The organism is Sagittula stellata E-37 (genome assembly GCF_039724765.1).
GTDB classification, from domain to species: domain Bacteria; phylum Pseudomonadota; class Alphaproteobacteria; order Rhodobacterales; family Rhodobacteraceae; genus Sagittula; species Sagittula stellata.
Genome location: NZ_CP155729.1, coordinates 325,810 through 350,065, shown reverse-complemented (window position 1 = coordinate 350,065; position 24,256 = coordinate 325,810). Strand labels below are relative to the sequence as shown.

Sequence of the window (24,256 nt, the reverse complement as noted above, 5' to 3'; positions counted from 1 at the left end):
TCCTCACATCCGTATGTCGAGGCCGTCGGCCCCATCGGTTTCAATGCTCGGCAGAGGCGCGAGTTCTTCGTCCACGGCAGGAACCAGATCCAACGGATCTCCAAGGGACGTGTCGCGCTGCCGCTGGTCGTCGCCAAAGGTGAACCCGGCATTTTCATAGCCTGCGTCCGCCAGGTTCCGCGCCAGTTCATCGACATGGCGCCGCATCAGGTCCAACGTCTCTGTCCGATCCGCCTGGATGTTGACCACGATGCCGTGCTCGCCGGAATGCAGATACATTCGGATCCGGCCGAGCTCTTCCGGCGCCAGACGAAGCTCGACCGTTTGGTCGCTCAAACGCGCAAATGCCTCCGTTACTTGCCGGATCACTGCATTGCCGTCGAACCTGAGAATCGATTGGTGTTGAGGTGCGCCGGCATGGGTTGCCTGCATCGTTCCGCCGGATTGCGAACCTCCAAAGGTAATATCGCTTCCTTTGGGCTCGTCGTCGGGAGTGTCATGCGGCACATTCTGTGAGAGGACAGCGGGATTCCCAACCATACCGGGCGCCTGCTCAAAATTGGGTCGGGCGGCAGGACGAGGCGCAGACGCGTAAAAAATTTCGCCCATTGTAGCTTTGCCATCAGTATCGGCATCACTGGCCCGCGGGGTGACAGTGTTTTCACGCTCGTCAATCTTCATCACCTGACGGACGACAACTGTCTCGAGAGGTGCCGATTTCTGCACGGAACTGCTTTCGAAGACGGTATTTCGAGCTGCGGCTTTCAACGGGTTAAACGTTTCGGTTTGGCTTTGAAGAATCGGCCGAGAATCGATCGCGACGGAATTTACTGGCCATTCTCTGTGTTTAGGCTGCACATCAAAGAACTTCGAATCCAGAGACGGCAGAGGATCGGCGGGGACACTCAGCGACGTTTCGGTCCCGATATTAAGACCGGCTGTGTCTCCCCTATCCAAGACCCCGACATCGCCAGCAGGCATTTTTTTCTGGTAATCGAAGTCCTTACCTCCAGTACTACTAATTTCCGGCTCGCCGCGAGTTGTCCGTTCCAGCGGAGTGGAATCGTTCTTTACTGTAACGTCTTGGCTTTTCTCTAGGAATTGGACATTATGAATCACAACATTCGGTAACTTCGGATCGCGTTCTAATTTTTCATTTGCGCCGATTCCACGTGTGGCGTTTCCAATCTCAAACCTACTTTTTGAAGCATCTCGGTCAACCGATCTTCCATATCCCGCTCGACCGGGAAGTATCGCTTCAACGCCGGCAACCTCGGCGTTGACAACGTTTTTTTGATATGCGCTCGATTCACCTGTACTGCGGTCTATAGAAGAGGCATTCGTGAGGCCCACGAAACCTCCTTCCTCCGCTGGCTCATTTCGCAGTATTGGCGTCTCAAGGGACATATCAGTAGAAATCACGCCATCTCTTGCGGTGCGAACCGACCCAAAGGGCTGATGTGGTTCCTTTGATTCTTCATGCCTTGGGATCACCGCGGTTTTTGATACGATGCGCCGACTTGGCACGCTTTCTGACATTTTATTAATATGACTTATGTTTTCCGCGTCTTCCATGCCTGAACTTCGGGAGACCGTTTGCAAAGGTAATTTCTCCAGATTCGAATTTACTGGATAAGCACTTTGGCCGCTCTCTCGTTTACCGCCACGGTTCTCTTCCACTTTCCAGTTTTCTCTATTAGAAATTGATCGGGTAGAGAATCTCGTTTCTGCCCCTTCATTTTTTGAATTGAAGGAGGAAGTATGTCCTATGTACCCTGCCTCCACAATCATACTGTCTTGATCTGAAATTTTCTCTCTGAGATCAGTTACTTTCCTCAATTCGTCATGGAAATATGACTCCACCTTTTCTTCGGCTGTCCGTACATCCTCTACGAGAGTTTGGTTTTTGTCCCCGAGATCCGCTCTGATATTGGATTCGGATGCAAACGCTTTGCGTTTGAATTGAAGTCCAGATTCAATTGCCTTCCCGCTATCGTGTGTATTATCGGACCTGCCATCTTCTATTGATCTGGCGTACAAAAACTCTGACTGATATTTATCGATGGAACTGTCCATATTATTGACCAGCGTCTTTTCAGAACTCGGCTTGTGGCCGTTTCCCGTCGCATAAGAGACCTCAAAGGTGCCGCTGTACTGGTCTGAAAACTCCTGGCCAGTCAAGGGTTTTGAAGCAATCAGATCCACAAACTCTGTTTTTGAACGCGCAGTTTTTTGGGGGAGCTTTTTCGGCACCTCGATAAGGTAGGCATCAATGTCAAGATCGATTTCTGTCGAATCTTCAATTTCAACATGCTCTGAGTCAGACCTTTCAGAATCACTCACGTTTGCCTCGAGAGTACCTGATTTGGCGGGTGTGGTTCTCACGCCTTCATCAACAATCCGAATTTTTGACCCGACAGGGTCATCCGCTTCCGCCTGATACTCATTTTCGAAAGTCTGAGTAAGAAGATTTTCAAGATTGGTGTTTTGATTCTGGCCATTGCGTCCAGAAGTCCCATTCGGGCCCGTTTGGTTCGTCGGATGGATGATCATTACAGCTCCGGGAGTTCTTCCGCTACTGGAACGTACGGCCAACATCCTTACCAGTTCTTTACTGGACTCGCGGCAGAAGGGTCCAACTGAGTCGAATTGGAGACATTGGCCATGGAACTGACACCTGACTTGCCTCTTTCCGCGCGTGGTAGCGAACAGAACCTTCGTGCTGCCGCGTTGGAGCTGGAAGCGAACTTCCTGGCGGAAATGCTGAAGGCGGCCGGCGTAGGGGAAACACCGGAAGGGTTCGGTGGTGGTGCGGGGGAGGACCAGTTTTCGTCCCTGTTGCGGCTCGAACAGGCGCGACGGATGGCGGCAACTGGCGGGGTGGGACTTACAGAAATGATCTTCGAGACACTGAAGGAGAGAGCCAATGGATGAGCGCACACTATCACAACAACTGGAAGAGTTGATCGATGCTGAGCGGACGGCGCTCATCAATGGCGACTTCGATCGGATTGCGGAGCTTCTGGAAGAGAAACAGCGCCTTATCGGTTCCTTGCATGATCTGCCGCTGGACCGCCAGACGGTGGCGCCGCTAAGTGACGGCCTGCGCCGGAACCAGGAGTTGTTCGACGCGGCCCTGGCCGGAATTCGCAACGTCGCTGCTCGGCTGGGTGACCTCAACCGCGTTCGGAAATCCGTGGAAACCTACGATTCTAAAGGGAAAAAGCACAGCCTGGACGCTCCGGACGTGCAGCGCCTGGAGCGTCGCGCGTGAGTTTACTCAAATTATCGAGAGACGAGTCGGAGGTCTTAGCGCTCCTTTAGGACTCAATGGCGAATTTGGCAGCGCACCTGAAAAGGGTGGCGCAGGCCGAGGAAGGTTCGGGCTGTAAGCGTCAGAAAGACGTCAGAGATGCCGTGCGCGGCAAAAGCAACCGGCGCAAAGCGCCTTTTGAACAGCAAGGACAAAACATGTCTAGCATCCTGACGAACAATGGCGCGATGGTCGCGCTGCAGACCCTGAAAACAATCAACTCCCGGCTATCCCAGACCCAGGAACAGATCTCGACCGGCAAACGTGTATCCACCGCAAAGGACAACTCGGCGGTCTGGGCAATTTCCAAGGTTATGGAAGCCGACGTCAAAGGCTTCAAGGGTATCTCGGACAGCCTGAACCTCGGCCAATCGACTGTCTCCGTGGCGCGCCAAGCAGCCGAAACCGTCTCTGAACTGCTCACCGACATCAAAGGCAAGGTCGTCGCCGCGCAGGAGGAGAACGTCGACCGTGACAAGATCCAGGACGACATCAGCGCATTGCGCGACCAGATTGCGGCGGTCGTCGGTGCGGCCCAGTTCAACGGCCTGAACCTGCTGTCGAACACCAGCCTCACGGCAGGGTCCGGTATCATCAACATTCTTTCGTCGCTTGATCGGTCCGGCGACGGTGTGACCGCTTCCGACATTTCGGTGCGCAAGCAGGATCTCGGCACGGGATCGTCCAGCATCGGCGCCACCCTGACCGCGCTGACCGGCGCCAACAACGATGTCACCGGCGACGGTGACGGCGCAGCTTTCGTGATGACCGGTAACAACACCACGGCGCCGACCGGAACCACGACATTTGGAACGGCATCGACCGACACCGTGGTCGCAGGCACCGGTTTCTCCATCGCAATCACCGGCACCGCAGGTAACGGACTGGCGGCAACCACGGACCGCAACGACATTTCTTATGTTGCTCGCGATGGCGACACGATGGCGGAAGTTGTCGCCGGCTTGGCCGCAGCCTTCAACAGCTACGCGACCGCCGATCTGGGCACCGACATTGGCACAGTCGGGGCAGTCGTCCAAAACGGCAACGAGATCGTTTTCACGGGCCATCAAGTGACCGGCGACAACTTCTCGTACACTCTCAACCAGTATGACACGGATGCGACCACGGTTATCGGTGGCAAGCTTGAGGCCCTCAGCGATATCGACGTGACGACGCAAACCGGCGCGGATTCCGCTCTGACGGACATCGAAGGGCTGATCCAGATCGCCATCGACTCGGCCTCTGCTTTCGGTTCCGCGCAAGGCCGCATCGAAACGCAGACCGATTTCATCTCCGGTCTGACAGATGCGCTCAAATCAGGCATCGGCACGCTGATCGACGCAGACATGGAAGAAGCCTCGGCGCGACTGCAGGCCCTTCAGGTCCAGCAACAGCTGGGCGTCCAGGCGCTGTCGATCGCCAACCAGGCGCCGCAGTCGCTGCTGTCGCTGTTCCAGTAAGACGAGCTTTCGGAGGCTGGACCGCTCCAGCCTCCGATATTCAAAAATAATGATCCTCTAGATCAGAAGGTTGTCCTGTGAACGTCCAGACCCAAGCGCTACGTGCCTACGCTCAGAATGCCCGGACTACCCAGACTCCGCGCGGCACCGAATATGAGCTGATCGCACGCGTCACACACCGTATCAAAGCGGCAGCAGAAGCTGGTCCAATGGCATATCCGAAACTTGTCGAGGCGCTCTCCGACAATCAAAGGCTGTGGACCACGCTTGCCATCGACGTGGCCGACGAAGGCAATGCCTTGCCGCAAGACCTGCGAGCCAGGATCTTTTACCTCGCCGAGTTCGTCCAGCAGCAAACGTCCAAGGTCCTGACCCGCAAAGGTCGGATCACCCCCTTGCTCGAAATCAATGCCGCCATCCTGAAGGGACTGAGCGGGCGGAGGACAAACCGATGAGCGGGCTGGTCTTGAAGCTGGGCCCGAGAGAAAGGGTCCTGATCAACGGCGCCGTCATTGAAAACGGTGACAAGCGAAGCAGGCTGTCCATCGTCACGCCCAACGCCAACGTTCTGCGTCTCAGGGACGCGATGCATCCGGACGAAGCCCGGACACCCGTGCGCCGCTTGTGCTATTCGGCGCAACTGATCCTGACCGGCGATGCCCAGCCAGAGGATGCACGTTCCCAGCTCCTGCCAAGGATCGAGGAGCTCAGTCATATTCTCGTTGATCCGGACAGTCGCCGACTGCTGACCCAGGCGACGGACGCCTTGCTGGGCGACCAGTTCTACCAATGCCTCAAAGCGTTGAGAGCCTTGATTCCACGCGAGGACAGGCTTTTGGCTACGGGTACGAAATAATGCCTATCACGCCCATGATCCCGGGATCCGGCCTGATCGGATGGCAGGTCCTTCAGACCACGATGTCCAAGCAGCGGACGGCTTTCAACGCCAGTGCCTACCTTGCTCGGGACACTGAATACTTCAAGGAAAAGATCGGCGGCGTCACGTCTGGCGACGACCTCGTCAATGATCGGCGGCTTTTGAGTGTCGCGCTGGCAGCATTCGGTCTGAGTGACCAGATCGACAGCGCGTATCTCATAAAACGTGTTCTGAATGAAGGAGCGGAAAACGACGACGCCTTGGCCAACAAATTGAAGGACGGTCGATACGTCGCCCTCGCCCGTGCGTTCAGCTTCGAGGAAACCACCAACTTTCCCTTCCAGGAAGAGGGCTTCGCCGGGGACATACTGGCGTCATACGACAAAAGAATCCGTTCCGACTTGGCTGACCTTTTGGAAGAACCGGAATACGCGAACAACCCCATCGCTGCCGAGACGCTGGAAGCGACCGTCCTGGATGGCCTCGAAACCACGAAAACATATTTCAGGGAAACCATCGGATCAGTCACAAGCGTCGACGATCTGATGAAAGACAACGATCTTCTTAAGGTGGCGCTTACCGCTTTCGGGGTCGAGGAGCGCACAAACAGCAAGACCCTCTTGAAGCGCGTCTTCGAAGAAGGTGCAACGAATCCAGGTGCCTTGGCAAACGTCCTTGGCGACAAGGGCCTGATTGCGATGACCAAAGCCTTCGGCTTCGACACCGAACCGACGACTGCAATCCGGACAGAAGAGTTTGCTGACAAAATCATCGACAACTACCAATGGCAAGCGTTCGAGGACGCAGTGAACGAGGTAAACCCAACCATCGGCACCGCGCTCAGTTTCCAACGTGGTGCCCCGGCGCTGGCAGGGTTGTCCGGCTCGGAAAACACGAAATGGTTCAACGTGTTGGGTGATTCCACCATGCGAGAGGTTTTTCAGACGGCTCTGGGCCTGCCTAGCAGTTTCAGCCAGATCGACATCGACAAGCAGGTGGAGATGATGAAGGAGAAAGCCGCCAGCCGTTTTGGGATCACGCAGTTCAAGGACCTTGAAGATGAGGCCATTCGCAACAAAGTCATATATAGCTACCTGCTGCAATCCGACGTCGCGGCAAACGCGGGCTTCGGGTCTCAGCAGATTGCCTTGACGCTATTGTCTTCGATCCAGAACCAGCGCACGTAAAGGCGGCCCGCCATTAGCGGGCCTGCAGACCGGGGCGGCCGCGTTGCGGCGCAGGTGATCGGCGCAGCTTGGCGGATTGGGAGCGCCGCAGGATCAGTTCGAGCCGCTGGAACGCGCGCTGAGGACCAGCCGGCGATGCCTCAGCCAGGAAATCATCGAGATCTGCCCACGCACGGACCGCTTGATCCAGGATCGGGTCCTCTCCCTCTCGATAGAGACCAGCACGGATCATTGTTTCCGACCGGGCGTATGAACCTAACAGTTGCCGTACATCCCCGATCAGCACGTTCTCCGGCTCGGTCGCCGCTTCGGGCAAGCTTCGCGAAACGGAGCGCAACAAATCGATGGCCGGAAACCGGCCACGTTCGGCGATTTGGCGATCCAGCACCACATGCCCGTCGAGAACGCCCCGCAGGATATCGGCGATAGGTTCCTCCATATCCGACCCGGCAACGAGCACGCTGAGAACGGCGGTAATATCACCCGATCCGTCGACACCGCATCCGGCCCTTTCGGCCAATCGCATGATCTGGTGCGCAACCGACGGAGGATGGCCGCGCAGCGCGGGCAATTCGCCCGATGCGATGGCCACCTCGCGGTGCGCCTCGGCAAAGCGCGTAATCGAATCGGCCATATAGAGCACGTGCTTGCCCTGATCACGGAAATGCTCGGCAATCGTCATGGCGGCAAGCGGGCAGCGGCGCCGTTCCAAAGGCGAGCGGTCGGATGTCGCGGCGACGACAATACTGCGTTTCATGCCCTCGGGTCCAAGCACCTTGGTGACGAAATCGAGCACTTCACGCCCCCTCTCACCGACAAGCGCAAGGACCACGACGTCCGCCTGCATGCCCTGTGCGAGTTGCGCAAGAAGCCGCGATTTGCCGACCCCGGAACCCGCAAAAAGGCCAATCCTCTGCCCCTGGGCGATAGGTAGGAGAGTATCGAACACCGACAGGCCGGTTGACAGGCGCGGACCGAGTCGTCGCCTGGCTGCGGCCGGCGGTGGACTGGCCCGGAACGGCCGACGCTTAAGTCCAGGGCCGAGCGGGGCCCCATCCAGGGGCTGACCATAGGCATCGATGACCCGCCCGATCCAGCTATCGCAGGGCGCAAGAGTTGGCGGCCCCAGAACCGCCACACGGTCCCCCTTGGACACACCTTCCGCGACCTCGTCCGGGAGCATGGCGACAAGGTCGTTCCGAATGCGAAGAACCTCTCCGCCAAGTGTGTGTGCGCCGTGATACAGGCGCAGCCGGTCACCGATACTCGCCACCTCCGACAAACCGCTGACCCAGATCGTCGTGCCGTCGACAGCCGTCACCCGCCCGACATCACGCACGGGTTGCATCTGCGCGATCCGGGCGCGCAGGCCGCTGATCTCTTCATCCATCGTACGCTCCGTTCAGGGTCCGCAAACCGTTTCTAAAGGAATCACGGTTAAGCCTTGATTGAAACAAATCGAGGGAGAATCCCCGATGTTCCAAAATCTGGACGTCTTCAGAACGGCGATGGCGATGGCACGACATGCGGGCGTGCAACAGGCGTATTCCGCTCAGAATATGGCGAATGCCGACACACCCGGTTACCACAGCAAGGCGGTCGCGGAATTCAGTTCGAGTGTACGCCAGGGTCTCTCGGGGCAGCGGGCCACGCGCGAACGGCACCTGAACGGAAGCACCTCGCACGCCCCCGAGATCACCGAGCGCGACACGCCGGCCGATCCGAACGGCAACACGGTCTCCGTCGAAGAGGAGATGATGTTTGCCGTGAACGCCAAGCGTCAGCATGACCGGGCCCTAGCGATCTATCGCAGCAATCTGAACATCCTCCGCTCCAGCCTTGGTCGCAGATAACAGGAGAACCTCATGAGCGCTTTTTCAGACGCCCTGTCCGTCACCTCCGGCGGTCTGACGTCGCAAGCCGCACGGCTGCGCGTCGTGTCCGAGAATATCGCAAACGTCGATACGCCGGGTTACCGCAGGAAACAGCTCAACTTCGCCGTGACGAGAGGAGATTCATCGCTGGCGCGGGTAGAGCCAGGACGTATGGATCTGTCGCGTACACCTCTAGAAGAGGTCTACGACCCTTCGCATCCCCTGGCGGACGAGACCGGAAAGTACCTCGGATCGAACGTCGATTTGATGATCGAATTGGCCGACGCGCGCGAAGCACAGCGGTCGTACGAGGCCAACCTCAAGATGTTCGACCAGACGCGCCAGATGTCGAGTGCGCTTCTCGACCTGCTGCGCCGTTAACCCCCCAGTGAAAGGAGACCAGAATGGACGTCCGTTCGCTCTATGCAGCCCAGAAATACGCCGCTTCGCGCCCCGCGATGGAGCCCGATTCCGCTGATCCGACCAAGATGGAGGCCGACTTTGCCCGGGTGACCGAAGATTTCGTCCAACAGCTCCGGGCGGCGGAGGAGACCTCTCAGGAAGCGATGACCGGCGATGCGGATCCGCACGCACTGGTCGAGGCGCTCGCCCAGTCGGAACTAGCCGTCGAGACCGTGGTGGCCGTCCGCGACAAGGTCGTCGAAGCCTACCAGGAAATCCTGCGGATGCCGGTCTGAACCGTGCTGAACGAAACCGTCTTCTTCGACACCCTGCGCATGGGCCTTTGGGTCGCGGCCGTCACATCGGTCCCGATCCTTGCCGCCGCATTGATCGCCGGTGTCGGAATCGGGCTTCTGCAGGCGCTGACCTCTATCCAGGAGATGACGCTGACCTTCGTGCCCAAGCTTCTCGCCATCGTGGCGGTATTCTGGATGTCCATGAGCTTCATGACCAACACGCTCGTGGGGTTCTTCCAGGAACGCATCTTACCGATCATCGCAGGAGGGTGACATGGAAACCGCCGGTTACATCGCGCTAAGCCGCCAATCGAGCCTGCTGCGTGAAATGCAGGTCATCGCGAACAACATCGCCAACGCCAACACAACGGGTTTCCGGCAGGAGGGCATGATCTTCTCCGAGTACCTGTCTGAAGGGGACCGGCTGGATTCGGTCTCCATGGCGGCGGGACGTATTCACAAGACGTCCTTTGCGCAGGGCGAACTGGAACCCACGGGCAGTGCCTACGATCTTGCCATAGAAGGCGAAGGGTTTTTCCTGGTCGGCACGCCAAATGGCGAACGTCTGACCCGGGCCGGGGCGTTTTCGCCCAGTGCCGAGGGGCTGCTGGTTACGCCGGACGGAAACCCCGTCCTGGACGGAGGCGGAGCACCGATCTTTGTGCCCCCCGATGCCACGGACCTGGCCATCGCGCAGGACGGCACGCTCAGCACGGGCGGACGCCCTATCGGACAGATCGGCGTGGTGCGGCCGGTCGATGAACTGGCGATGGTCCGCGAAGGATCGCAACTGTTCGACGCCACGGCCGGGTTCGAGCCTGTGGACAACCCACGTGTCATGCAGGGGTTCACCGAGGCCTCGAACGTCGACACGGTCCTGCAACTGGCCCGCATGGTCGAAGTCCAACGCGCTTACGAACTGGGCCAGAGCTTTTCCGAACGCGAAGACGAACGCATCAGAGATGCCATCAAGGCATTCATGAAATAGGAGCAGTAGAATGCGCGCCCTGAAAATCGCCGCAACCGGCATGAGTGCCCAGCAAATGCGGGTCGAAGTCATCTCCAACAACCTCTCGAACATGAGCACGACGGGTTACAATGCCCGCCGGGCCGAGTTTGCCGACCTACACTACCAGCAGATGGCCCGGGCCGGGACCGTCAACGCCTCCAACGGGACAGTCCTGCCGACCGGAATCCAGTTGGGTCTTGGAGTGCGGCCCGCAGCCGTGTCGGTGCAATTGTCCCAAGGCGCCTTGTCTGCCACGGGCGGCGATCTGGATGTCGCGATCGAGGGCAACGGCTATCTCGAAGTCACGCTACCGTCGGGTCAGGCTGCCTACACCCGCGACGGCGGGCTGAAACGCACCGGCGAAGGCCTGATCGTGACGTCCGACGGACACCCTGTGGCGCCGGAAATCACGATCCCCGACGACGCGCGCCGCATTTCCATCAATGCCGACGGCGAGGTCTACGCTTATTTCGCCGGGCAGGCACAGGCGCAGCTTCTGGGTCAGTTCACCCTGGCGGGGTTCGCGAATGCCAAGGGTCTGGAAGCGATCGGTTCGAACCTCTTCGTCGAGACCGAGGCTTCAGGCCCGGCGATCCAGTCCACGCCCGGTCAGGACGGACTTGGCACGCTGCGACAGGGCTACCTTGAAGACAGCTCGGTCGATGCCGTCAAGGAAATCACCGACCTGATCGAGGCGCAGCGCGGCTACGAACTGAACTCCAAGGTGATTTCGGCAGCCGACCAGATGCTTGGCGCGACGGCACAGGTGCGTTGATGCGCCTCGCGCTTGCCCTCCTGTGTTCACTGGCCGGCGGCGCGCAGGCGGAGACGGTCGTTGCCACACAGACGATCCGCCCGCAGCAGATCATTTCTCCGGACGCGGTTCGAATGGATCAGGCCACGATATCAGGTGCTTATGTCTCGCTCGACGATGTGATCGGACAGGAATCCCGGTACGTGATCTATCCTGGCCGCCCACTGATGATTGGCGCGGTCGGAGAACCGGCTTTGGTGGACCGCAATCAGATTGTCGAACTGATCTATGCACACGGCGGTCTGAGAATTCTGGCAGAGGGTCGCGCATTGGATCGCGGTGCCGAGGGCGAGCGTATCCGCGTCATGAACAGCGACTCCCGAACGGTACTGTTCGGAACAATCCAGCCGGACGGATCCGTCCTGGTGAAAAAGTGAGGATCTCCATGCTGCGCGTCACGTTTCTGATTGCGCTGGTCGCGACCGCCTCGGCCTGCGCACGCATGAACCATATCGGCAAGGCGCCCGATTTCACGCCCCAGACGGAAAGTACGGAACGGGTCGCGATGGTTGCCTCCGGCATTCCCGAAGCAGCGCCCCCGGGGCGCGCCAGCGACGGCGCTTCGCTTTGGAGCGCGGGGCAGGCCTCCCTTCTGGGGGACCGGCGCGCCATGAAACGTGGCGACATCCTGACAGTCGTGATCCTGATCGACGACAGTGCAGAGATACAGAACAGCACGTCGCGGTCGCGAAACGGCTCTGAATCGCTTGCGATTCCGGATCTCTTCGGCGTGCCGGAACGGATCAACCAGGGGATTACGGACGGTGCCAGTCTGGACAGTGCTGTAGATCTGAACAGCAGCGCGTCGTCAGGCGGGGACGGATCGGTCCGCCGCAGCGAAAGCCTGACGTTGCGCATCGCTGCCACGGTCGTCGACGTGCTGCCCAACGGCATCCTTTCGATCGAGGGCAGCCAGGAGGTGCGCGTGAATTTCGAGCTGCGGGAGTTGCTGGTCTCGGGGTACGTCCGACCCGAGGACATCTCTCGCCAGAACGAGATCACCTACGACAAGATTGCATCTGCACGGATCTCCTACGGCGGACGCGGTCAGATCACCGACGTCCAGCAACCGAGGATCGGCCAGCAGGTGCTGGACGCCATCCTGCCGTTCTGAGGGTTCGATCATGATCAAGAAACTCCTTCCCATCCTCCTTGCCCTGATCGGGACCGGCGCCGGGATCGGCGCCGGCATCATGCTCAAGCCCGCCCCCCCGCCAGAAGAGGAGGTCGCGGCAGTGGACTGCATCGCACCGGAGGGCGCAGTCTCGCATGGCACGGTCGAAGATGCCTCTGAACACGGGGCCGAACCGGTCACGAACGAATACGTCAAACTGACCAACCAGTTCATCGTACCGGTCATGAGCGAAGAGCGGGTGCAGGCGCTGGTCGTCGCATCCCTCAGCGTCGAGGTGACACAAGGCATGACCGAAACCGTCTATGCGCGTGAACCGAAGCTGCGGGACGTCTTCCTGCAGATCCTGTTCGATCACGCCAACATCGGCGGGTTCGACGGCTCGTTCACGGCCGGACAGCGCATGGACATCCTCCGCAGTGCATTGCTCGACGGAGCGAGATCCGTTCTGGGACCCGAGGCGCGCGACGTCCTGATCACTGAAATCGCACGCCAGGACGCCTGACCCCTAAGCATCGTTCCCATTTTCCGCGCGCCGCATGGCGATCCGCAATTGACCCAGCGCCTCCATGGCGTCGGCTTCGCGTGCGCGTGCCTTCCGGATTGCCTCGTTCCTTGCGTCACGGCAGATCGTTTCTGCCGCCTCGGTCCGAGAGAACGCCAGCCGCGCGCGGTCGAGCGTCATCAGTTCCTGCGCCCGCGCCCGTGCCGCCAGCCGCAGCATCTCCTGCCGCTTGCGCGCAAGCCAGCCCTGCCACAGAGTGTCGGCACCGAGGATCTGCCGCGACGTGATCGTGCCCGGATCGGACTGCGCCGCCTTTCGCATGGCGTCAAGCTGCGCCAGCTCTCCGTCGATGCGCCGGCTCTGTTCGAGGTTGCGGCGATGCGCGTCCAGTTCTTGCTCCAGAAGAAGGCGAGTCGCCTCGGCCAGTTCGTCGTACCTGCTCATTTTCCGTAGCTCCGTTTGGCCTTTGCGCGCATGCTTTCCGCGAAGCGGATGGCAGCGGCGACCGGGCGGTAATGTTCGGTTGCGATCTCATCACCGATGCGTGTGGTCGCAAAGAGCGCCCTAGCGGTCGGCGGATCGGAGTGGATCGGCACACCTGCATCGGTCGCAACCTCCCTGATCCGGGCGGCGACATGGTCGGTGCCCTTGGCGACGCAGACCGGGGCGGAGCCGGGCATCCTGCTCCACTTCAGGGCAATCGCGTAATGCGTCGGGTTGACGATCACCACATCGGCATCGGGCACGTCCGGCAGCATCTGGTTCAGCGCCATTTCCTGAGCCCGCATCCTGCGGTGTTGCTTGATGTGCGGATCGCCTTCCGAATCCTTCATCTCGTCCCGCAATTCCTTCTGCGACATGCGGTTCTTCCGGATATGTTCCATCCGCTGCCAGAAGGCGTCGATGCCACCTATGACAACGGCGATCAGGACCACGACCAGAAGGAAGCGCAATATGAGGTCCGTCATGAGCAGGATGGCCTCGGCCGGGGTGCCGAAGACGGTGCCGACGATACTGTCGAGTTGGTGCTGAAGGAAAACCGCGAGAAGGGCCGAATAGATCGTCAGTTTGACAAAGCTCTTGAAGAATTCGAACAGCCCGCGGCGTCCGAACTTGTTCTTCGCACCCTCGATCGGATTGATCCGAGACACCTTGGGCTGGAGTTTCGTGCCCGCAAAAGTGAAACCCCGGGTCGCGAAAAGCGTCAGAAGCACAAACACTCCGGGCACAAGCAGAAGGGGAAGCACGGGCGAGATGGCCGCGACCATGACCGACCCGGCCAGAGGCGCGGCGTTTCCGCCAAAGAACCCCTTGGCGATGCGGTCGGGCTGTTCCAGCAACGGCAGCATGACTTCGGCGAACTGGGACAGCATGTACCCGCCCGCGGCAGTGCCGCAGACCAGCATCCCGAGGTAGGACATGGCGGTCAGAAGGTCCGTGGACCGGGGAATTTCCCCTTTCTTGCGCGCCTGGTCCAGCTTTCGCTGGGATGGTTCATGGCTCTTTTCGGCGGCTTCGTCCTGATCGGCCATGCGTCACCGGGCAAAGGGAGCGGCAAGGAACCCTTCGACCGCCGTCAGCCAGACAGACAGCATGAAGGGGGCCGACACAAGCAGGGTGGCAATGGCGCCGAAGGTGATCACCGGCGCGCCCACGAAGGCAACCATGAGCTGCGGCATGGCCTTGTTGATGGCGCCAAGCGTCAGGTTGTAGATCACCGACAGGATCACGAATGGCGCGGCAAGGCTGAAGGCCAGGCCAAAGCTCTGGGCCACGCGCGCCCTTCCGGCCTCGGCGATGGAGGCGGCATTCGGGAATTCCATGAAGGGCAGAATGTCGTAGGAGAGCACGATAAAGGCGGCAACGTTCACGTGAAACCCCGTCGCCATCAGCAGGGCAAGACCGGCCATGGTGAGGATGTGACCTATCGCCGGAAGCGGGTCCATCCCCGCCTGACCGAGCAGTTGCGACAGGGACGTGGATTGCGCCGCGATTGCGCCCGCAGTCTGGATGGCGAACACAAAGGTGCGCAACATGATGCCGAGGAACAGGCCGGATATCGTCTCTGTTGCCAGCGCACGCAAAAAGGCACCGAAAGATGGCGGCGGCAGTTCGATCAGGGGCGCGGCGGCAGGCGTCACCACCACCGTCAGCAGGAGCGCCAGGACAAGACGCACCCGGACGGATATCACCTGCTCGCCGAACGCGGGCAAGATGGCCAAGACCGCCGCGATCCGCAGGAAGACAGCAAGCGACAACCAGGCTGTGTCTCCGAGAAGCCCTTGCAGGATGGCAAAACTGTTCACGCCGCCACCACGCCGACCAGCGAGGGCCGCGCTTCAAGCCCGATTTCTTCGAAGGACAGCACCGGGTTCGTCAGACCCTTGGCGACCATGACGGTCCTCAGGAACCGGCGGCGCCGGGCAGAGGTCACCACAGCCGGAAAGACCCCCTTTCCGCCCGCATCGCCGATTGTCAGCGCAAGGCCTTTCGTCAAGCTCTCGAATTGGTCGGGCGGCAGAGCCACATCCAGCGCGCCATGCGAGCTTTCGACCTGATAGGACTGGAACGTCTCTTCCCATTCCGGCGCGAGCTGAACGAGCGGTATCGTCCCGTCTTCCCTGCGCATTCCCGCAACCAGTTGGAAACCCAGCCGCTGGCGCACGTGTTCGCAGATCGCCTCTGGCTGGCTTTGCTGACCGCGCATTTCCGCAATGGTTTCAAGGATCAGCGGCAAGTTCCGGATCGACACCTGTTCATCCAGAAGCAGGCGAAGGACCTGCAAGAGCGTGTCGACCTGCACCTTGTCCGGGATCAATTCGTCCAGCAGCTTGCGGTTGGCTTCGGCCCGTACCGGATTGGACAGGGTCACCATCTCGTCCAGCAGGCGGCGCAGCGCCTTCAGCGACAGGAGCCGGCCGAAGTTGCGGCGGATCACCTCAAGCAGGTGCGTCGCCAGAACCTCCGTCGGCGTGACGATCGTCGCGCCGGTCATCGCGGCCTGGTCCTGATCGTTCGGCCTGATCCACCGGGCGGGCGCGCCATAGACCGGCTCGGTGACATCTTGTCCGGACGGCAGGCTGTCACCCGCATCAGGAAGCAGCGCGAGCACCATGTCGGGGTTAAGATCCCCCCGGGCCATTTCCACCCCGTGGATGCGCACGACATACGTTCCGGTCGGCAGAGAGGGCGCGTCTGTCAACCGTATTTCCGGAAGGATCAATCCGAAATTGGAGGCAATGTGCGTGCGCATGTTGGAGATCCGGATATCCAGCCCCGTGCCCGGATCCAGCACCATGTTGACCAGGTCCGGAGCGAACTCCACATGGATGTCGTCAAGGTCGAGCACGTCGCCCATGCGCTGGCGTGCAGGCTCTGCCTCCTTCTCCTGCTCTTCCTCGGGTTGCGGTTTTTCCGGCGGGTGCTTCGCGATGTACCATGCCGCCCAACCGAGAATGGCACCGCCCAGAATGAACGGGATGAACGGCAGGCCCGGCACAAGCGCGAAGAGAACCATCAGGATCGCGACCGTCGTCAGCGCCGCCGGATGGCGGCCAAGCTGGGAGATCATCGCCATGTCGGTCGATCCGGTCGCACCGCCGCGCGCCAGAAGAAGGCCCGCAGCGATGGAAATGATGACGGCGGGGATCTGCGACACCAACCCGTCGCCAACGGTCAGGATGGCATAGGTTTCCATCGCGTCGCCCAGCGGCATGTCATGTACCGCGACCCCCATGATCATCCCCATGACGAGGTTCAGAAGGGTGATCAAAAGGCCCGCAACCGCGTCGCCCTTCACGAATTTCGAGGCGCCGTCTAGCGAACCGAAGAACGTCGTCTCAAGCTGCTCGGTTTCGCGACGGGCCTTGGCTTCTGCGTGATCGATGGCACCCGCGGACATGTCGGCGTCGATGGCCAGCTGCTTGCCCGGCATCCCGTCCAGCGCAAACCGGGCGGACACCTCGGCCATCCGTGCGGAACCCTTGGTGATGACCGCAAAGTTGACGATCATCAGCACCCCGAACACCACAAGTCCGAGGAAGACGCTGCCGCCCATTACGAAATTGGCGAAACCCTGGATCACCTCGCCGGCAGCATGCGTCCCGGTGTGGCCGTCACCGATGATCAGCTTCGTCGAACTCACGTTGAGCGAGAGTCGAAGCATCAGGGACGTCAGCAGAATGGTTGGGAACGCCGAGAAATCGAGCGGCCGCTCGATAAACAGCGTGACCGTGAAAATCAGGATCGCGAGACCAAAAGACACGGCAAGTCCGATGTCCAGCACCCATGACGGCATCGGAAGGATCATCATGACGATGATCGCCATGAGCGCGAGCGCCAGAAGCACCGTCGGCTTGAACAGCTGGGATGCGTCGAGTTTCATGCGAAATGACCGCAGATCTGAGGGGTTGTCCGCGGCTCTTTGTCCGTGGCGTCTGACCCGGCCCCATGCGGTCGAACGAGGCGATTTTTGAGGACGCTCTGCGATACCATCATGCTCCGCCCTTTTTGCGAAAATTCTCCTGAATTTTGCTAGGCGAAAATGGTTTAGAATGGGTGATCAGATCAGGTGTCCGGGGCCAACCGCGTGGTTTCGAGCAAAGTCCGGATCGTGTCTCGTGAGCTTTCACTCTCGGCAAAGATATCTTCGGCGGCCTGCAGTGTGACGTCGTTGTCGTCCATGGATGTGCCCGCCTGCTGCAGCATCCTCGCTGCTTCGTTCATCACGCTGTCCGAGCCGTTGGCCATTTCCTCCCAATTGCCGGAAAGCCAAGCAGACGTCGTGGCCGCATCTTCAGCGCCGACCTCACGAAACATCTTCTCCGCAAACACATGGTCACCCATCTGCCGCCGCGCCTCCGCACGCATGATTTCGACATCTTCGCCCCTCAATCCGATCAACTGGATCTCGGCTTCTTCGGGTTTATCCAAGTCCATCAAAGCCGCCGCCCGGATAACGCGGATCGCCCTGTCTTCGCCTTGCCCGGCAACTAGATCGAGCTGATCCAACGCCACATCTGCCATTCCAAGATCCACGAGGCGCCGGGCGATGCCGAGAAGCGTGTCGTTGGTGACACCGCTTTCTCCGCCATGCGTGTCGTCCGCGGCCAAGGCGTGTTTCAGGAAGGTCAGATCCTCCGCCCGCGTCAAAAGCTGATGAAACGCCAGTTCCCGTGTCTCTGACTGAATGTCGTCCGGTATTCCCCTGGCATCGTGCAAAGCGTTGAACGCCTGGTCGAAGGCCCCGTTCTGCAGCAGGGATCGGATATGTGCGTGCCACAGGCCCGCACCTTGTTCCGTATCCCGGTACTCGCTGGCGTATGCTTCCGCGAGTTCCACAATCCGGTCGGGGAGTGGCGCATTTTGTGCCTCGGCAAGCGAAATGCGTGCCTGAATCGCTTCGGGCGTGAGTGAGGTTCCAGTCTCTGACAAGGGTTTCAGGCGTGCAGCTGCATCGTCCAGGTTGCCGTCCTGCAGGTCCATGTTTGCCCGGCCAAGAGCGATCCGGTCTGATTCCAATCCGAAGGCACGCTCAAGCCGAACGTAGACGTCGCGGGCTGCGTCGGCGAAACCTGCACCGGTCAGACGTTCCGCGAGCAAAGGACCGAGGTATTCCTTCAAATGCTTCGGCAACGCCTCGAACGCCTGCAGTATCATGTCGGTTTCAAGATGCGCGCCGCTTCCAAGGTTCGGATTGGACAAGATGGCCCAGAGCGCGGCGGCGCCGGCACAGTTTTCCTGACCAGCAAAAAACCTGCCGGGATCGGGGCGTCCGTCCACGAGATAGCTGAGCGAAATCAACAGGGGATCCGGATTTCCCTCTCCCATCTCGAGGATGACCTTCGCTTCGGCGCCGAAACCATAGTGCAACAGGCTGCGGGCGTAGGATCTCAGGGCAGCTTTGTCGATCCGGTCGAACTCTCCGAACAAAGCGCTTCGGTGCTTGGACATCACGACAGCGGGCTCTGAATCCGGTTCTGACCAGTGGGCAATATCGAGCTTTCTGTCCGGAACGCAGGTATCCGCACCGATGGATACACGACCGCCGCGGAGCGTTTCGTGCGTCGCATTCGTTACGCCTGCAACAAGTTGGCGCGCGAGATCGGCGGAATCCGTCGAAAGCGAGCCTGCATCCGGCGGGATGGAGTCCACGGTGCCGCGCTGCTCCGTCCGTAATTGAACCGTCTGGATGGAGGGGCTGAGCAAACCTTGTGTCGCCGCCGTGGCAAGGTCGCCTGCGATCTGTTCACCCAGTTGCGGTACGTTATTTGCCGGTTCGGCGTCTTCGGTGGCAATCGGTTGCGTTTGCCGGTCCAAGGCGTCCGCTGGACGCCGCATTTTCGGCAGCAGGGGATCGGTCTGCCTGCCCGGACCGATGCCTGCCGCCAGCCCGACACGCACTTTGCTCAGATCCGCGACGAGCGGGCTGACAGACCCGGTCGACGACGGTTCAGGCGGTTGCACCTGAACCTCCCGCGATTGCGGTTCGGGCAAAGGTGCATCCTCGGCCTCCGACAGGTCGAGCACCAGCAGGTTGGTGTCGACAAGGAAACTGTCGGCTTCGCACCTGCAGGCAAGTTCGATCTCCAGAGATCCGTTGCCGACGTCCGTCAGATCGGCGATACGGCTTCGGTCAATACGTTGAAATGCCTGCGAAAGATCGAATGTTACCGATGGGCCGCTGACACCGACAGTGACCGTGCCAACGCCGGGAACGACGTTCCAGTCCGCGCCATCCGGCAGTCGAAGCACCAGCCTTGTGAAGTCGCCGTGTTCACCAGTCCGAACGACCATCGGTTGCGATTGGGCGACTGTCGCCACCAAAAGGAGGGATAGAACCGCGAGCCATCGGGTCATGCCGCCTCCTGCTTGACCGATTTCAGGGCTTCTTCGAGATCTTCGAATGTCGGCCGGAAATGACCCGGGGTGTTCTGCCGGCCAACTTCGATACAGATGTTGGTTGCGTGGTTGTGCAGGTTCGCGACCAGAACCTCGCGGATCAGGTGGTAGAAGTGCATGTCCTCCTCGGCGACCGCCTTGACCTTGCCCGCGAAGGGGCCGACCAAGCCGTAAGCTAGGAACACGCCCAGGAACGTCCCGACCAGCGCGCCGCCGATCAGCTTGCCCAGAACTTCGGGCGGCTGGTCGATTGAGGCCATCGTCTTGATAACACCCAGCACCGCCGCGACGATTCCCAGCGCCGGCAGCGCGTCGGCCATGGACTGGAGCGCATGACTTGAATGCATCGCGTGATGCTCCATCCCTTCCAGGCGCTTGTCCAGAACCTCTTCAACCTGGTGGGGATCGTCATAGTTCATCGAGACAGAGCGCATCGTGTCGCAGATCAGTTCTATCGCGTATTTGTCACCCAGAATTTTCGGGTATTTTCCAAAAATCGTGGATTCTGAAGGGCTTTCGATATGCTCTTCGATTGCGACAGGGTTCTGACGGGCAAGGCGGATCAGTTCGAAGAGGAGGCACAACAGATCGCGATAGTCCTCGTGCTTCCACTTGGCGCCCTTGAAGACTTTCCCGATGTCCTTGAGCGCGTGTTTGACCGTGCCGCCATCGTTGCCGATCAGGAAAGCGCCGACAGCCGCGCCGCCGATCATCATGAATTCGAACGGGAGCGCCTTGAGGATGATGCCCATCTTGCCGCCGGCGGCGAGGTATCCCCCGAACACCATGGCAAAAAGAACGACGATCCCGATGATTCCGAGCATGCTGAAAGCTCCAACTGCGTTTCCCGGGCCAGACTGGCACCGAGCCGTTAAGAAAGCCTCTGCCGGGCTGTCACATTACCACAAAATCAGCATGCAAGGCCCCTGCCGCCTTGATGCTCTTGAGGATGTCGATCATGTCGCGCGGGCTCACACCAAGGGCATTCAGGCCCGCGATCACCTCGGACAGGCTGGTCCCGGACGGAACCTCCGCCAGACCGATCCCCGGCTCTTCCTCGATGGCTGCACCGGTGCGCGGCACGACGACGGTTTCCCCATCGGCGAAAGGGTTCGGCTGGATGGCAAGCGGAGCTTCCTCGATCCGCAGGGTCAGATTGCCCTGTGAAACCGCCACGCGGGAAATCCGGACATCGGCACCCATGACGATGGTGCCAGAGCGTTGGTCCACCACGACACGCGCCCGCCGTTGCGGTTCGACGGCGAGGTTCTCGATCGCGACAACCGCACGTGCGGGGGATGACGCGCCGGTGTTCTGCAGATTGACCTGTATCGTGCCCGCATCCATCATCACGGCAGCGCGCCGCCCGAGAGAACGGTTGATCACGTCCTCGATCCGGGCCGCTGTCGTGAAATCGGGCTCCCGCAAGGCAAGGCGCAGTGAAGACAGGTTCGCGAAATCGAAGGGCACCTCACGCTCTACCCGCGCGCCGGACGGAATGACGCCGGATGTCGGGACACCCTGAACCACGCGGGCCGCTTCGCCCTCGGCCTCCGCCCCACCGGCGATGACGGTCCCCTGGGCCACGGCATAGATCTGGCCATCCGCGGCGTTCAGAGGGGTCATGATAAGTGTGCCGCCCAGAAGGCTCTTGGCGTCTCCGATGGCGGAAACCGTAACGTCCACCTGACCGCCGGTGCGTGCGAAGGGCGGTAGGCGTCCGGTCACCAGCACGGCGGCCACGTTGCGCGGCCGGAACTGTTCGCCGGTTACGTTGACGCCCAGACGTTCGAGGATGTTGGTCATGATCTCTTCGGTGAAGGGCGAGTTCCGCAGCCCGTCGCCCGTACCGTTGAGACCGACCACGAGCCCGTAGCCGACGAGATCGTTTGACCGGACCCCGTCGACCTCGACGAGGTCCTTGATGCGGACGGATTGGGCCGCGGCGGGAAAGGCCGTCGCGGCCGCGATCAGAAACAAGGAAGCCAGACATCTCAACATCACAAGAACTCCGCCAGGGACAGTCGCTGCGAGCGGACCGTTATTGCATAAAGGCTTTCCAGCTGGGCGCGGATGCTCTCGTAACGGGAGGCGGTTTCGTACTGATCCACACCGACAAGATCGAGGCGCGCCATGCTGGTGGCCGTCCGTTCGGCAGCGTTGCGGGTGTTGGTTTCCTCCACCCTCGCCTCAAGCGCGCCCAGGCCCGCCCGAAGTTCGACGACATTCTGCTGCGCACCCAGAAGGTTTCGGCCGGAGGCTGCCAGCATCTCCACCTGGAGGTCCTGAGAAAACCCGAGCGATGCGTCGGTCGCCAGCGTGGCCATGATCAGCGGCTTCAACACTTCCCGAAAGACCGGGTCCGTGGCGCGGATGTCGACGTTGGCCGTTTCCGTTTCGCTGAGACGAAGCGGCGAAATCCCGGTGTTCGATCCCTCGTAGGTCACGGTTTCATAGGTGCCGCCTGCGCCGAAGAAGGTGTCGAGCGCGGTTTCCACATCCGTCATCGTGGTGGCACCGGCAAGGCTTGCACGGGCGTCGGTCAGCAGGTCTTCGATCCCTTGGACCGCACGGCGGTCCGTTGCCGTTCCGGAAAAGAGGAACCGCCCTGCAACACTGCGGTTGAGGCCGTTCAAGATCTGACCCAACGCGTTTTCCGCATCCTCGGACATGGTCTTGAGCAGCGGACCGTTCGGCGTCAGTTCTGCCGAGATGAGCGTCTGCGAGACGATTTCCGACCGTGTCTGGATCTCGTCCAGCGTCGTCTGCATCGAACTGGTCAGAAACGTCGCCTCCGTCGTGTTGATACGGTAAGCCTCCAGCCGGGCGAGTGACCGGTCGATGGCCTGCAACCCGGTCAGATCGCCGTTAAGATGCTGTCCGGGATCCTTGGCGAAGCCTGTGGAGACCTCCACCGCCAGCTTGTCCATTTCCTCGCGCAGTCTGACCTGGTTCGTTCGCAAAACCAGCGCGCGTGCCATGTCGCCGATGACTTCCATGTGAATGTCTCCTTAGATTGACAGCAGACGCTCGAACAGATCGTCGACGGTCGAGATGACCTTGGCGTTGGCCGTGTAGTACTGTTCCACCTGCATCAGCTTCTGAAGCTCTTGGTCGGTGTCGACGCCCTTTGTGAGTTCCATCTCGCGAAGCGCCCTGTTCTGTGCCGACAGAAAGGTGAACGCGTTCTCGGACCGCACGCGTTCACCGGCGACCGAGGACGAGAACTGCGACACCTGATCGATGAAGGTGCGGGCGATGCTGGGCAAAGAAGCCGATCCGGGCACATTGGATGCGCCCAAGGCGTCCGCGATGTCCTGAATGAGCGCCGCGTCGCCGACCTCCCCGGGTGCGGCCGCACCGATCCCGTCGCGAATGCGCCAGGTCCCGCCGCCCGCAGGCGCGAGCAACGCGTTCAGGCTGATCCGACCCGCGATTCCAGTTTCGTTCGCAGCCGTGAAGGCGATCCCGTTGTCTGTGAAGAAGCCCGGATCGGTGGCACCAAGCGTGGTGTCCGGACCGCCGGGACCGAGCCGTTCGATCAGGTCCCGTGCGATGCCGTCGAGTTCTGCCTGCCGGCCCACCGCGGTCACGTCGCGAAGCTCGAACTGCGCGGCCAGGCTGCCTCCGGCGAACATGCCGTTGAAAGACGAATTGATCGGTGCGCCATTCAGGGTCAGGCCGGACAACCCGCCGCTGCCCAACGTGGTGCTGGCGTCGATGGTCCCGGTGGTGCTGAACCCGATTTCATAGGCCTTGCCGTCCAGCAGGACCCCGCCTCGGCGCGTGAAAATGGCGATTTGGCCGCGGTCACGCTCAACCACACGCAGAGGCACGATGCCGGAAATCTCGTTGAGCAGCGCCTGCCGTTCGTCAAGAATGGACGCCGTCTCCGTGCCGGAGGCTTCCGCACTGCGCACGATGTCGTTGATCGCCGCCAGCCGCGATACGGCCGCGTTCAGGGTCGAGACCTGCTTCGCAATCGTCGTGTCGGCGGTCTGCCGGGCAAGTTGAACCTCATTGGAAAGGTCGTTGACCGCGTTCGTCAGATCGGTTGCCGTGACGGCCACCAGTTCCAGCCGCTGCGCGGACGCCGGGTTGGAAGATGCGGATAGCAGCGCGTTTTCGAACGCCGTGATCCGGGAGGTGAGGGAGCCGGATGTGCCCGACTCCCCGACCAGCGTTTCCATGCGTTTCGCGAAGGCATACATGTCGTTCCCCCCCGCGAGTTGAGAGTCCGACGCCATTCGGTCGGCCATCAGAACGGGATCGTACTGCCGGACGACACCCGCGACGAGAACCCCGCCGCGTGTGCCAGATCCGAGGGCGTTCAGTTCCAGTGTCCGCCGCCCGTAGGCTTCGTTCGTGGCATTCGAAATGTTTGTCGAGATCAGCGATGCTGCACGCGTGTTGGCTTTGAGGCCGGACACCGCGGCATTCAGGGCTCCAGTCAGGGACATCTAGCGCCCTCCTCTTCTCAGGATCGG

Annotated in this window: 26 protein-coding genes; 15 read left to right on the top strand and 11 right to left on the bottom strand. The window is 60.5% G+C overall.

Features of this window, described 5'->3' with window-relative positions; all coding sequences use genetic code 11:
* Positions 1 to 3 precede the first annotated feature (3 nt).
* Positions 4 to 2,553 (bottom strand): flagellar hook-length control protein FliK, encoded by a 2,550-nt coding sequence (locus tag ABFK29_RS01745; RefSeq protein WP_157136458.1) that lies wholly within the window; start codon positions 2,551 to 2,553, stop codon positions 4 to 6.
* Positions 2,554 to 2,664: 111 nt separating this feature from the next.
* Here ABFK29_RS01745 and ABFK29_RS01740 point away from each other — a divergent pair, with 111 nt between their 5' ends.
* From ABFK29_RS01740 to ABFK29_RS01715, 6 genes are all read left to right on the top strand, one after another.
* Positions 2,665 to 2,934: a rod-binding protein gene (locus tag ABFK29_RS01740; protein ID WP_005858564.1), complete on the top strand. Its 270-nt coding sequence runs from the start codon at positions 2,665 to 2,667 to the stop codon at positions 2,932 to 2,934.
* The gene (locus tag ABFK29_RS01735) at positions 2,927 to 3,274 is read left to right on the top strand and encodes a flagellar protein FlgN (protein WP_005858562.1); all 348 of its coding nucleotides are present in this window, start codon (positions 2,927 to 2,929) and stop codon (positions 3,272 to 3,274) included. The genes ABFK29_RS01740 and ABFK29_RS01735 overlap by 8 nt, the downstream gene beginning before the upstream one ends.
* Positions 3,275 to 3,471: 197 nt before the next feature.
* Positions 3,472 to 4,773 (top strand): flagellin, encoded by a 1,302-nt coding sequence (locus ABFK29_RS01730; protein ID WP_040604532.1) that lies wholly within the window; start codon positions 3,472 to 3,474, stop codon positions 4,771 to 4,773.
* Between the two features lie 77 nt (positions 4,774 to 4,850).
* The gene (gene flaF, locus ABFK29_RS01725) at positions 4,851 to 5,228 is read left to right on the top strand and encodes a flagellar biosynthesis regulator FlaF (protein WP_040604491.1); all 378 of its coding nucleotides are present in this window, start codon (positions 4,851 to 4,853) and stop codon (positions 5,226 to 5,228) included.
* Positions 5,225 to 5,629, top strand: coding sequence for a flagellar biosynthesis repressor FlbT (flbT, locus tag ABFK29_RS01720; RefSeq protein ID WP_005858556.1), 405 nt, complete (start codon positions 5,225 to 5,227; stop codon positions 5,627 to 5,629). Before flaF ends, flbT begins: the two co-directional genes overlap by 4 nt.
* Positions 5,629 to 6,837 (top strand): DUF1217 domain-containing protein, encoded by a 1,209-nt coding sequence (locus ABFK29_RS01715; RefSeq protein ID WP_040604490.1) that lies wholly within the window; start codon positions 5,629 to 5,631, stop codon positions 6,835 to 6,837. Before flbT ends, ABFK29_RS01715 begins: the two co-directional genes overlap by 1 nt.
* Before the next feature lie 13 nt (positions 6,838 to 6,850).
* Here the strand turns inward: ABFK29_RS01715 and ABFK29_RS01710 are convergent, their stop codons facing one another.
* Complete coding sequence (locus ABFK29_RS01710) at positions 6,851 to 8,227, bottom strand: FliI/YscN family ATPase (RefSeq protein ID WP_005858552.1); 1,377 nt, start codon at positions 8,225 to 8,227, stop codon at positions 6,851 to 6,853.
* An 85-nt stretch (positions 8,228 to 8,312) separates the two neighbouring features.
* Between ABFK29_RS01710 and ABFK29_RS01705 the strand changes: the two genes are divergently transcribed.
* From ABFK29_RS01705 to ABFK29_RS01665, 9 genes are read left to right on the top strand one after another with little or no spacing between them, the layout of a single operon-like run.
* Entirely contained in the window at positions 8,313 to 8,690 is a 378-nt protein-coding gene (locus ABFK29_RS01705) for a FlgB family protein (protein WP_005858551.1), read from the top strand.
* 12 nt (positions 8,691 to 8,702) lie between these two features.
* Entirely contained in the window at positions 8,703 to 9,092 is a 390-nt protein-coding gene (flgC, locus tag ABFK29_RS01700) for a flagellar basal body rod protein FlgC (protein ID WP_005858549.1), read from the top strand.
* 23 nt (positions 9,093 to 9,115) lie between these two features.
* Entirely contained in the window at positions 9,116 to 9,409 is a 294-nt protein-coding gene (gene fliE, locus ABFK29_RS01695; RefSeq protein ID WP_005858547.1) for a flagellar hook-basal body complex protein FliE, read from the top strand.
* 3 nt (positions 9,410 to 9,412) lie between these two features.
* The gene (locus tag ABFK29_RS01690) at positions 9,413 to 9,682 is read left to right on the top strand and encodes a flagellar biosynthetic protein FliQ (RefSeq protein ID WP_005858545.1); all 270 of its coding nucleotides are present in this window, start codon (positions 9,413 to 9,415) and stop codon (positions 9,680 to 9,682) included.
* Between the two features lies 1 nt (position 9,683).
* Entirely contained in the window at positions 9,684 to 10,397 is a 714-nt protein-coding gene (locus ABFK29_RS01685) for a flagellar hook-basal body complex protein (protein WP_005858543.1), read from the top strand.
* Between the two features lie 10 nt (positions 10,398 to 10,407).
* Positions 10,408 to 11,193 (top strand): flagellar basal-body rod protein FlgG, encoded by a 786-nt coding sequence (gene flgG / locus ABFK29_RS01680; RefSeq protein ID WP_005858541.1) that lies wholly within the window; start codon positions 10,408 to 10,410, stop codon positions 11,191 to 11,193.
* Positions 11,193 to 11,609 carry a flagellar basal body P-ring formation chaperone FlgA gene (gene flgA / locus ABFK29_RS01675; protein WP_005858539.1) on the top strand — a complete coding sequence of 139 codons (417 nt, stop codon included), beginning with the start codon at positions 11,193 to 11,195 and terminating at the stop codon, positions 11,607 to 11,609. Before flgG ends, flgA begins: the two co-directional genes overlap by 1 nt.
* An 8-nt stretch (positions 11,610 to 11,617) precedes the next feature.
* Complete coding sequence (gene flgH, locus ABFK29_RS01670) at positions 11,618 to 12,346, top strand: flagellar basal body L-ring protein FlgH (protein ID WP_040604489.1); 729 nt, start codon at positions 11,618 to 11,620, stop codon at positions 12,344 to 12,346.
* Between the two features lie 10 nt (positions 12,347 to 12,356).
* A complete protein-coding gene (locus tag ABFK29_RS01665; protein WP_005858535.1) occupies positions 12,357 to 12,869 on the top strand; it encodes a flagellar basal body-associated FliL family protein in 513 nt (170 codons plus the stop codon).
* Positions 12,870 to 12,872: 3 nt separating this feature from the next.
* Here ABFK29_RS01665 and ABFK29_RS01660 read toward each other — a convergent pair whose 3' ends face one another.
* The 9 genes from ABFK29_RS01660 to flgK form a co-directional block, all read right to left on the bottom strand.
* Positions 12,873 to 13,313: a hypothetical protein gene (locus ABFK29_RS01660; RefSeq protein WP_005858533.1), complete on the bottom strand. Its 441-nt coding sequence runs from the start codon at positions 13,311 to 13,313 to the stop codon at positions 12,873 to 12,875.
* The gene (locus ABFK29_RS01655; RefSeq protein ID WP_005858532.1) at positions 13,310 to 14,401 is read right to left on the bottom strand and encodes an EscU/YscU/HrcU family type III secretion system export apparatus switch protein; all 1,092 of its coding nucleotides are present in this window, start codon (positions 14,399 to 14,401) and stop codon (positions 13,310 to 13,312) included. Before ABFK29_RS01655 ends, ABFK29_RS01660 begins: the two co-directional genes overlap by 4 nt.
* A gap of 3 nt (positions 14,402 to 14,404) precedes the next feature.
* Positions 14,405 to 15,175 (bottom strand): flagellar biosynthetic protein FliR, encoded by a 771-nt coding sequence (locus ABFK29_RS01650; RefSeq protein WP_005858530.1) that lies wholly within the window; start codon positions 15,173 to 15,175, stop codon positions 14,405 to 14,407.
* Entirely contained in the window at positions 15,172 to 17,253 is a 2,082-nt protein-coding gene (gene flhA / locus ABFK29_RS01645) for a flagellar biosynthesis protein FlhA (RefSeq protein ID WP_005858528.1), read from the bottom strand. The genes ABFK29_RS01650 and flhA overlap by 4 nt, the downstream gene beginning before the upstream one ends.
* A 182-nt stretch (positions 17,254 to 17,435) precedes the next feature.
* On the bottom strand, positions 17,436 to 19,727 hold the full coding sequence (locus ABFK29_RS01640) for a hypothetical protein (RefSeq protein WP_040604488.1): 2,292 nt from the start codon (positions 19,725 to 19,727) through the stop codon (positions 17,436 to 17,438).
* Positions 19,724 to 20,593 (bottom strand): flagellar motor stator protein MotA, encoded by an 870-nt coding sequence (gene motA, locus ABFK29_RS01635; RefSeq protein WP_005858525.1) that lies wholly within the window; start codon positions 20,591 to 20,593, stop codon positions 19,724 to 19,726. The genes ABFK29_RS01640 and motA overlap by 4 nt, the downstream gene beginning before the upstream one ends.
* A gap of 70 nt (positions 20,594 to 20,663) precedes the next feature.
* Entirely contained in the window at positions 20,664 to 21,770 is a 1,107-nt protein-coding gene (locus tag ABFK29_RS01630) for a flagellar basal body P-ring protein FlgI (protein ID WP_005858524.1), read from the bottom strand.
* Positions 21,770 to 22,768, bottom strand: a complete 999-nt coding sequence (locus tag ABFK29_RS01625; RefSeq protein WP_005858522.1) for a flagellin — start codon at positions 22,766 to 22,768, stop codon at positions 21,770 to 21,772. The genes ABFK29_RS01630 and ABFK29_RS01625 overlap by 1 nt, the downstream gene beginning before the upstream one ends.
* 12 nt (positions 22,769 to 22,780) lie before the next feature.
* Positions 22,781 to 24,229, bottom strand: a complete 1,449-nt coding sequence (gene flgK / locus ABFK29_RS01620; RefSeq protein WP_005858520.1) for a flagellar hook-associated protein FlgK — start codon at positions 24,227 to 24,229, stop codon at positions 22,781 to 22,783.
* Positions 24,230 to 24,256 lie beyond the last annotated feature (27 nt).

Excerpts from the sequence above, each read along its gene's own strand:
- ABFK29_RS01745 (WP_157136458.1), bottom strand. The coding sequence starts at position 2,553 with ATGATCATCCATCCGACGAACCAAACGGGCCCGAATGGGACTTCTGGA.
- ABFK29_RS01740 (WP_005858564.1), top strand. The coding sequence starts at position 2,665 with ATGGAACTGACACCTGACTTGCCTCTTTCCGCGCGTGGTAGCGAACAG.
- ABFK29_RS01735 (WP_005858562.1), top strand. The coding sequence starts at position 2,927 with ATGGATGAGCGCACACTATCACAACAACTGGAAGAGTTGATCGATGCT.
- ABFK29_RS01730 (WP_040604532.1), top strand. The coding sequence starts at position 3,472 with ATGTCTAGCATCCTGACGAACAATGGCGCGATGGTCGCGCTGCAGACC.
- flbT (WP_005858556.1), top strand. The coding sequence starts at position 5,225 with ATGAGCGGGCTGGTCTTGAAGCTGGGCCCGAGAGAAAGGGTCCTGATC.
- ABFK29_RS01715 (WP_040604490.1), top strand. The coding sequence starts at position 5,629 with ATGCCTATCACGCCCATGATCCCGGGATCCGGCCTGATCGGATGGCAG.
- ABFK29_RS01710 (WP_005858552.1), bottom strand. The coding sequence starts at position 8,227 with ATGGATGAAGAGATCAGCGGCCTGCGCGCCCGGATCGCGCAGATGCAA.
- ABFK29_RS01705 (WP_005858551.1), top strand. The coding sequence starts at position 8,313 with ATGTTCCAAAATCTGGACGTCTTCAGAACGGCGATGGCGATGGCACGA.
- flgC (WP_005858549.1), top strand. The coding sequence starts at position 8,703 with ATGAGCGCTTTTTCAGACGCCCTGTCCGTCACCTCCGGCGGTCTGACG.
- fliE (WP_005858547.1), top strand. The coding sequence starts at position 9,116 with ATGGACGTCCGTTCGCTCTATGCAGCCCAGAAATACGCCGCTTCGCGC.
- ABFK29_RS01685 (WP_005858543.1), top strand. The coding sequence starts at position 9,684 with ATGGAAACCGCCGGTTACATCGCGCTAAGCCGCCAATCGAGCCTGCTG.
- flgG (WP_005858541.1), top strand. The coding sequence starts at position 10,408 with ATGCGCGCCCTGAAAATCGCCGCAACCGGCATGAGTGCCCAGCAAATG.
- flgA (WP_005858539.1), top strand. The coding sequence starts at position 11,193 with ATGCGCCTCGCGCTTGCCCTCCTGTGTTCACTGGCCGGCGGCGCGCAG.
- flgH (WP_040604489.1), top strand. The coding sequence starts at position 11,618 with ATGCTGCGCGTCACGTTTCTGATTGCGCTGGTCGCGACCGCCTCGGCC.
- ABFK29_RS01665 (WP_005858535.1), top strand. The coding sequence starts at position 12,357 with ATGATCAAGAAACTCCTTCCCATCCTCCTTGCCCTGATCGGGACCGGC.
- ABFK29_RS01660 (WP_005858533.1), bottom strand. The coding sequence starts at position 13,313 with ATGAGCAGGTACGACGAACTGGCCGAGGCGACTCGCCTTCTTCTGGAG.
- ABFK29_RS01655 (WP_005858532.1), bottom strand. The coding sequence starts at position 14,401 with ATGGCCGATCAGGACGAAGCCGCCGAAAAGAGCCATGAACCATCCCAG.
- flhA (WP_005858528.1), bottom strand. The coding sequence starts at position 17,253 with ATGAAACTCGACGCATCCCAGCTGTTCAAGCCGACGGTGCTTCTGGCG.
- ABFK29_RS01640 (WP_040604488.1), bottom strand. The coding sequence starts at position 19,727 with ATGACCCGATGGCTCGCGGTTCTATCCCTCCTTTTGGTGGCGACAGTC.
- motA (WP_005858525.1), bottom strand. The coding sequence starts at position 20,593 with ATGCTCGGAATCATCGGGATCGTCGTTCTTTTTGCCATGGTGTTCGGG.
- ABFK29_RS01630 (WP_005858524.1), bottom strand. The coding sequence starts at position 21,770 with ATGTTGAGATGTCTGGCTTCCTTGTTTCTGATCGCGGCCGCGACGGCC.
- ABFK29_RS01625 (WP_005858522.1), bottom strand. The coding sequence starts at position 22,768 with ATGGAAGTCATCGGCGACATGGCACGCGCGCTGGTTTTGCGAACGAAC.
- flgK (WP_005858520.1), bottom strand. The coding sequence starts at position 24,229 with ATGTCCCTGACTGGAGCCCTGAATGCCGCGGTGTCCGGCCTCAAAGCC.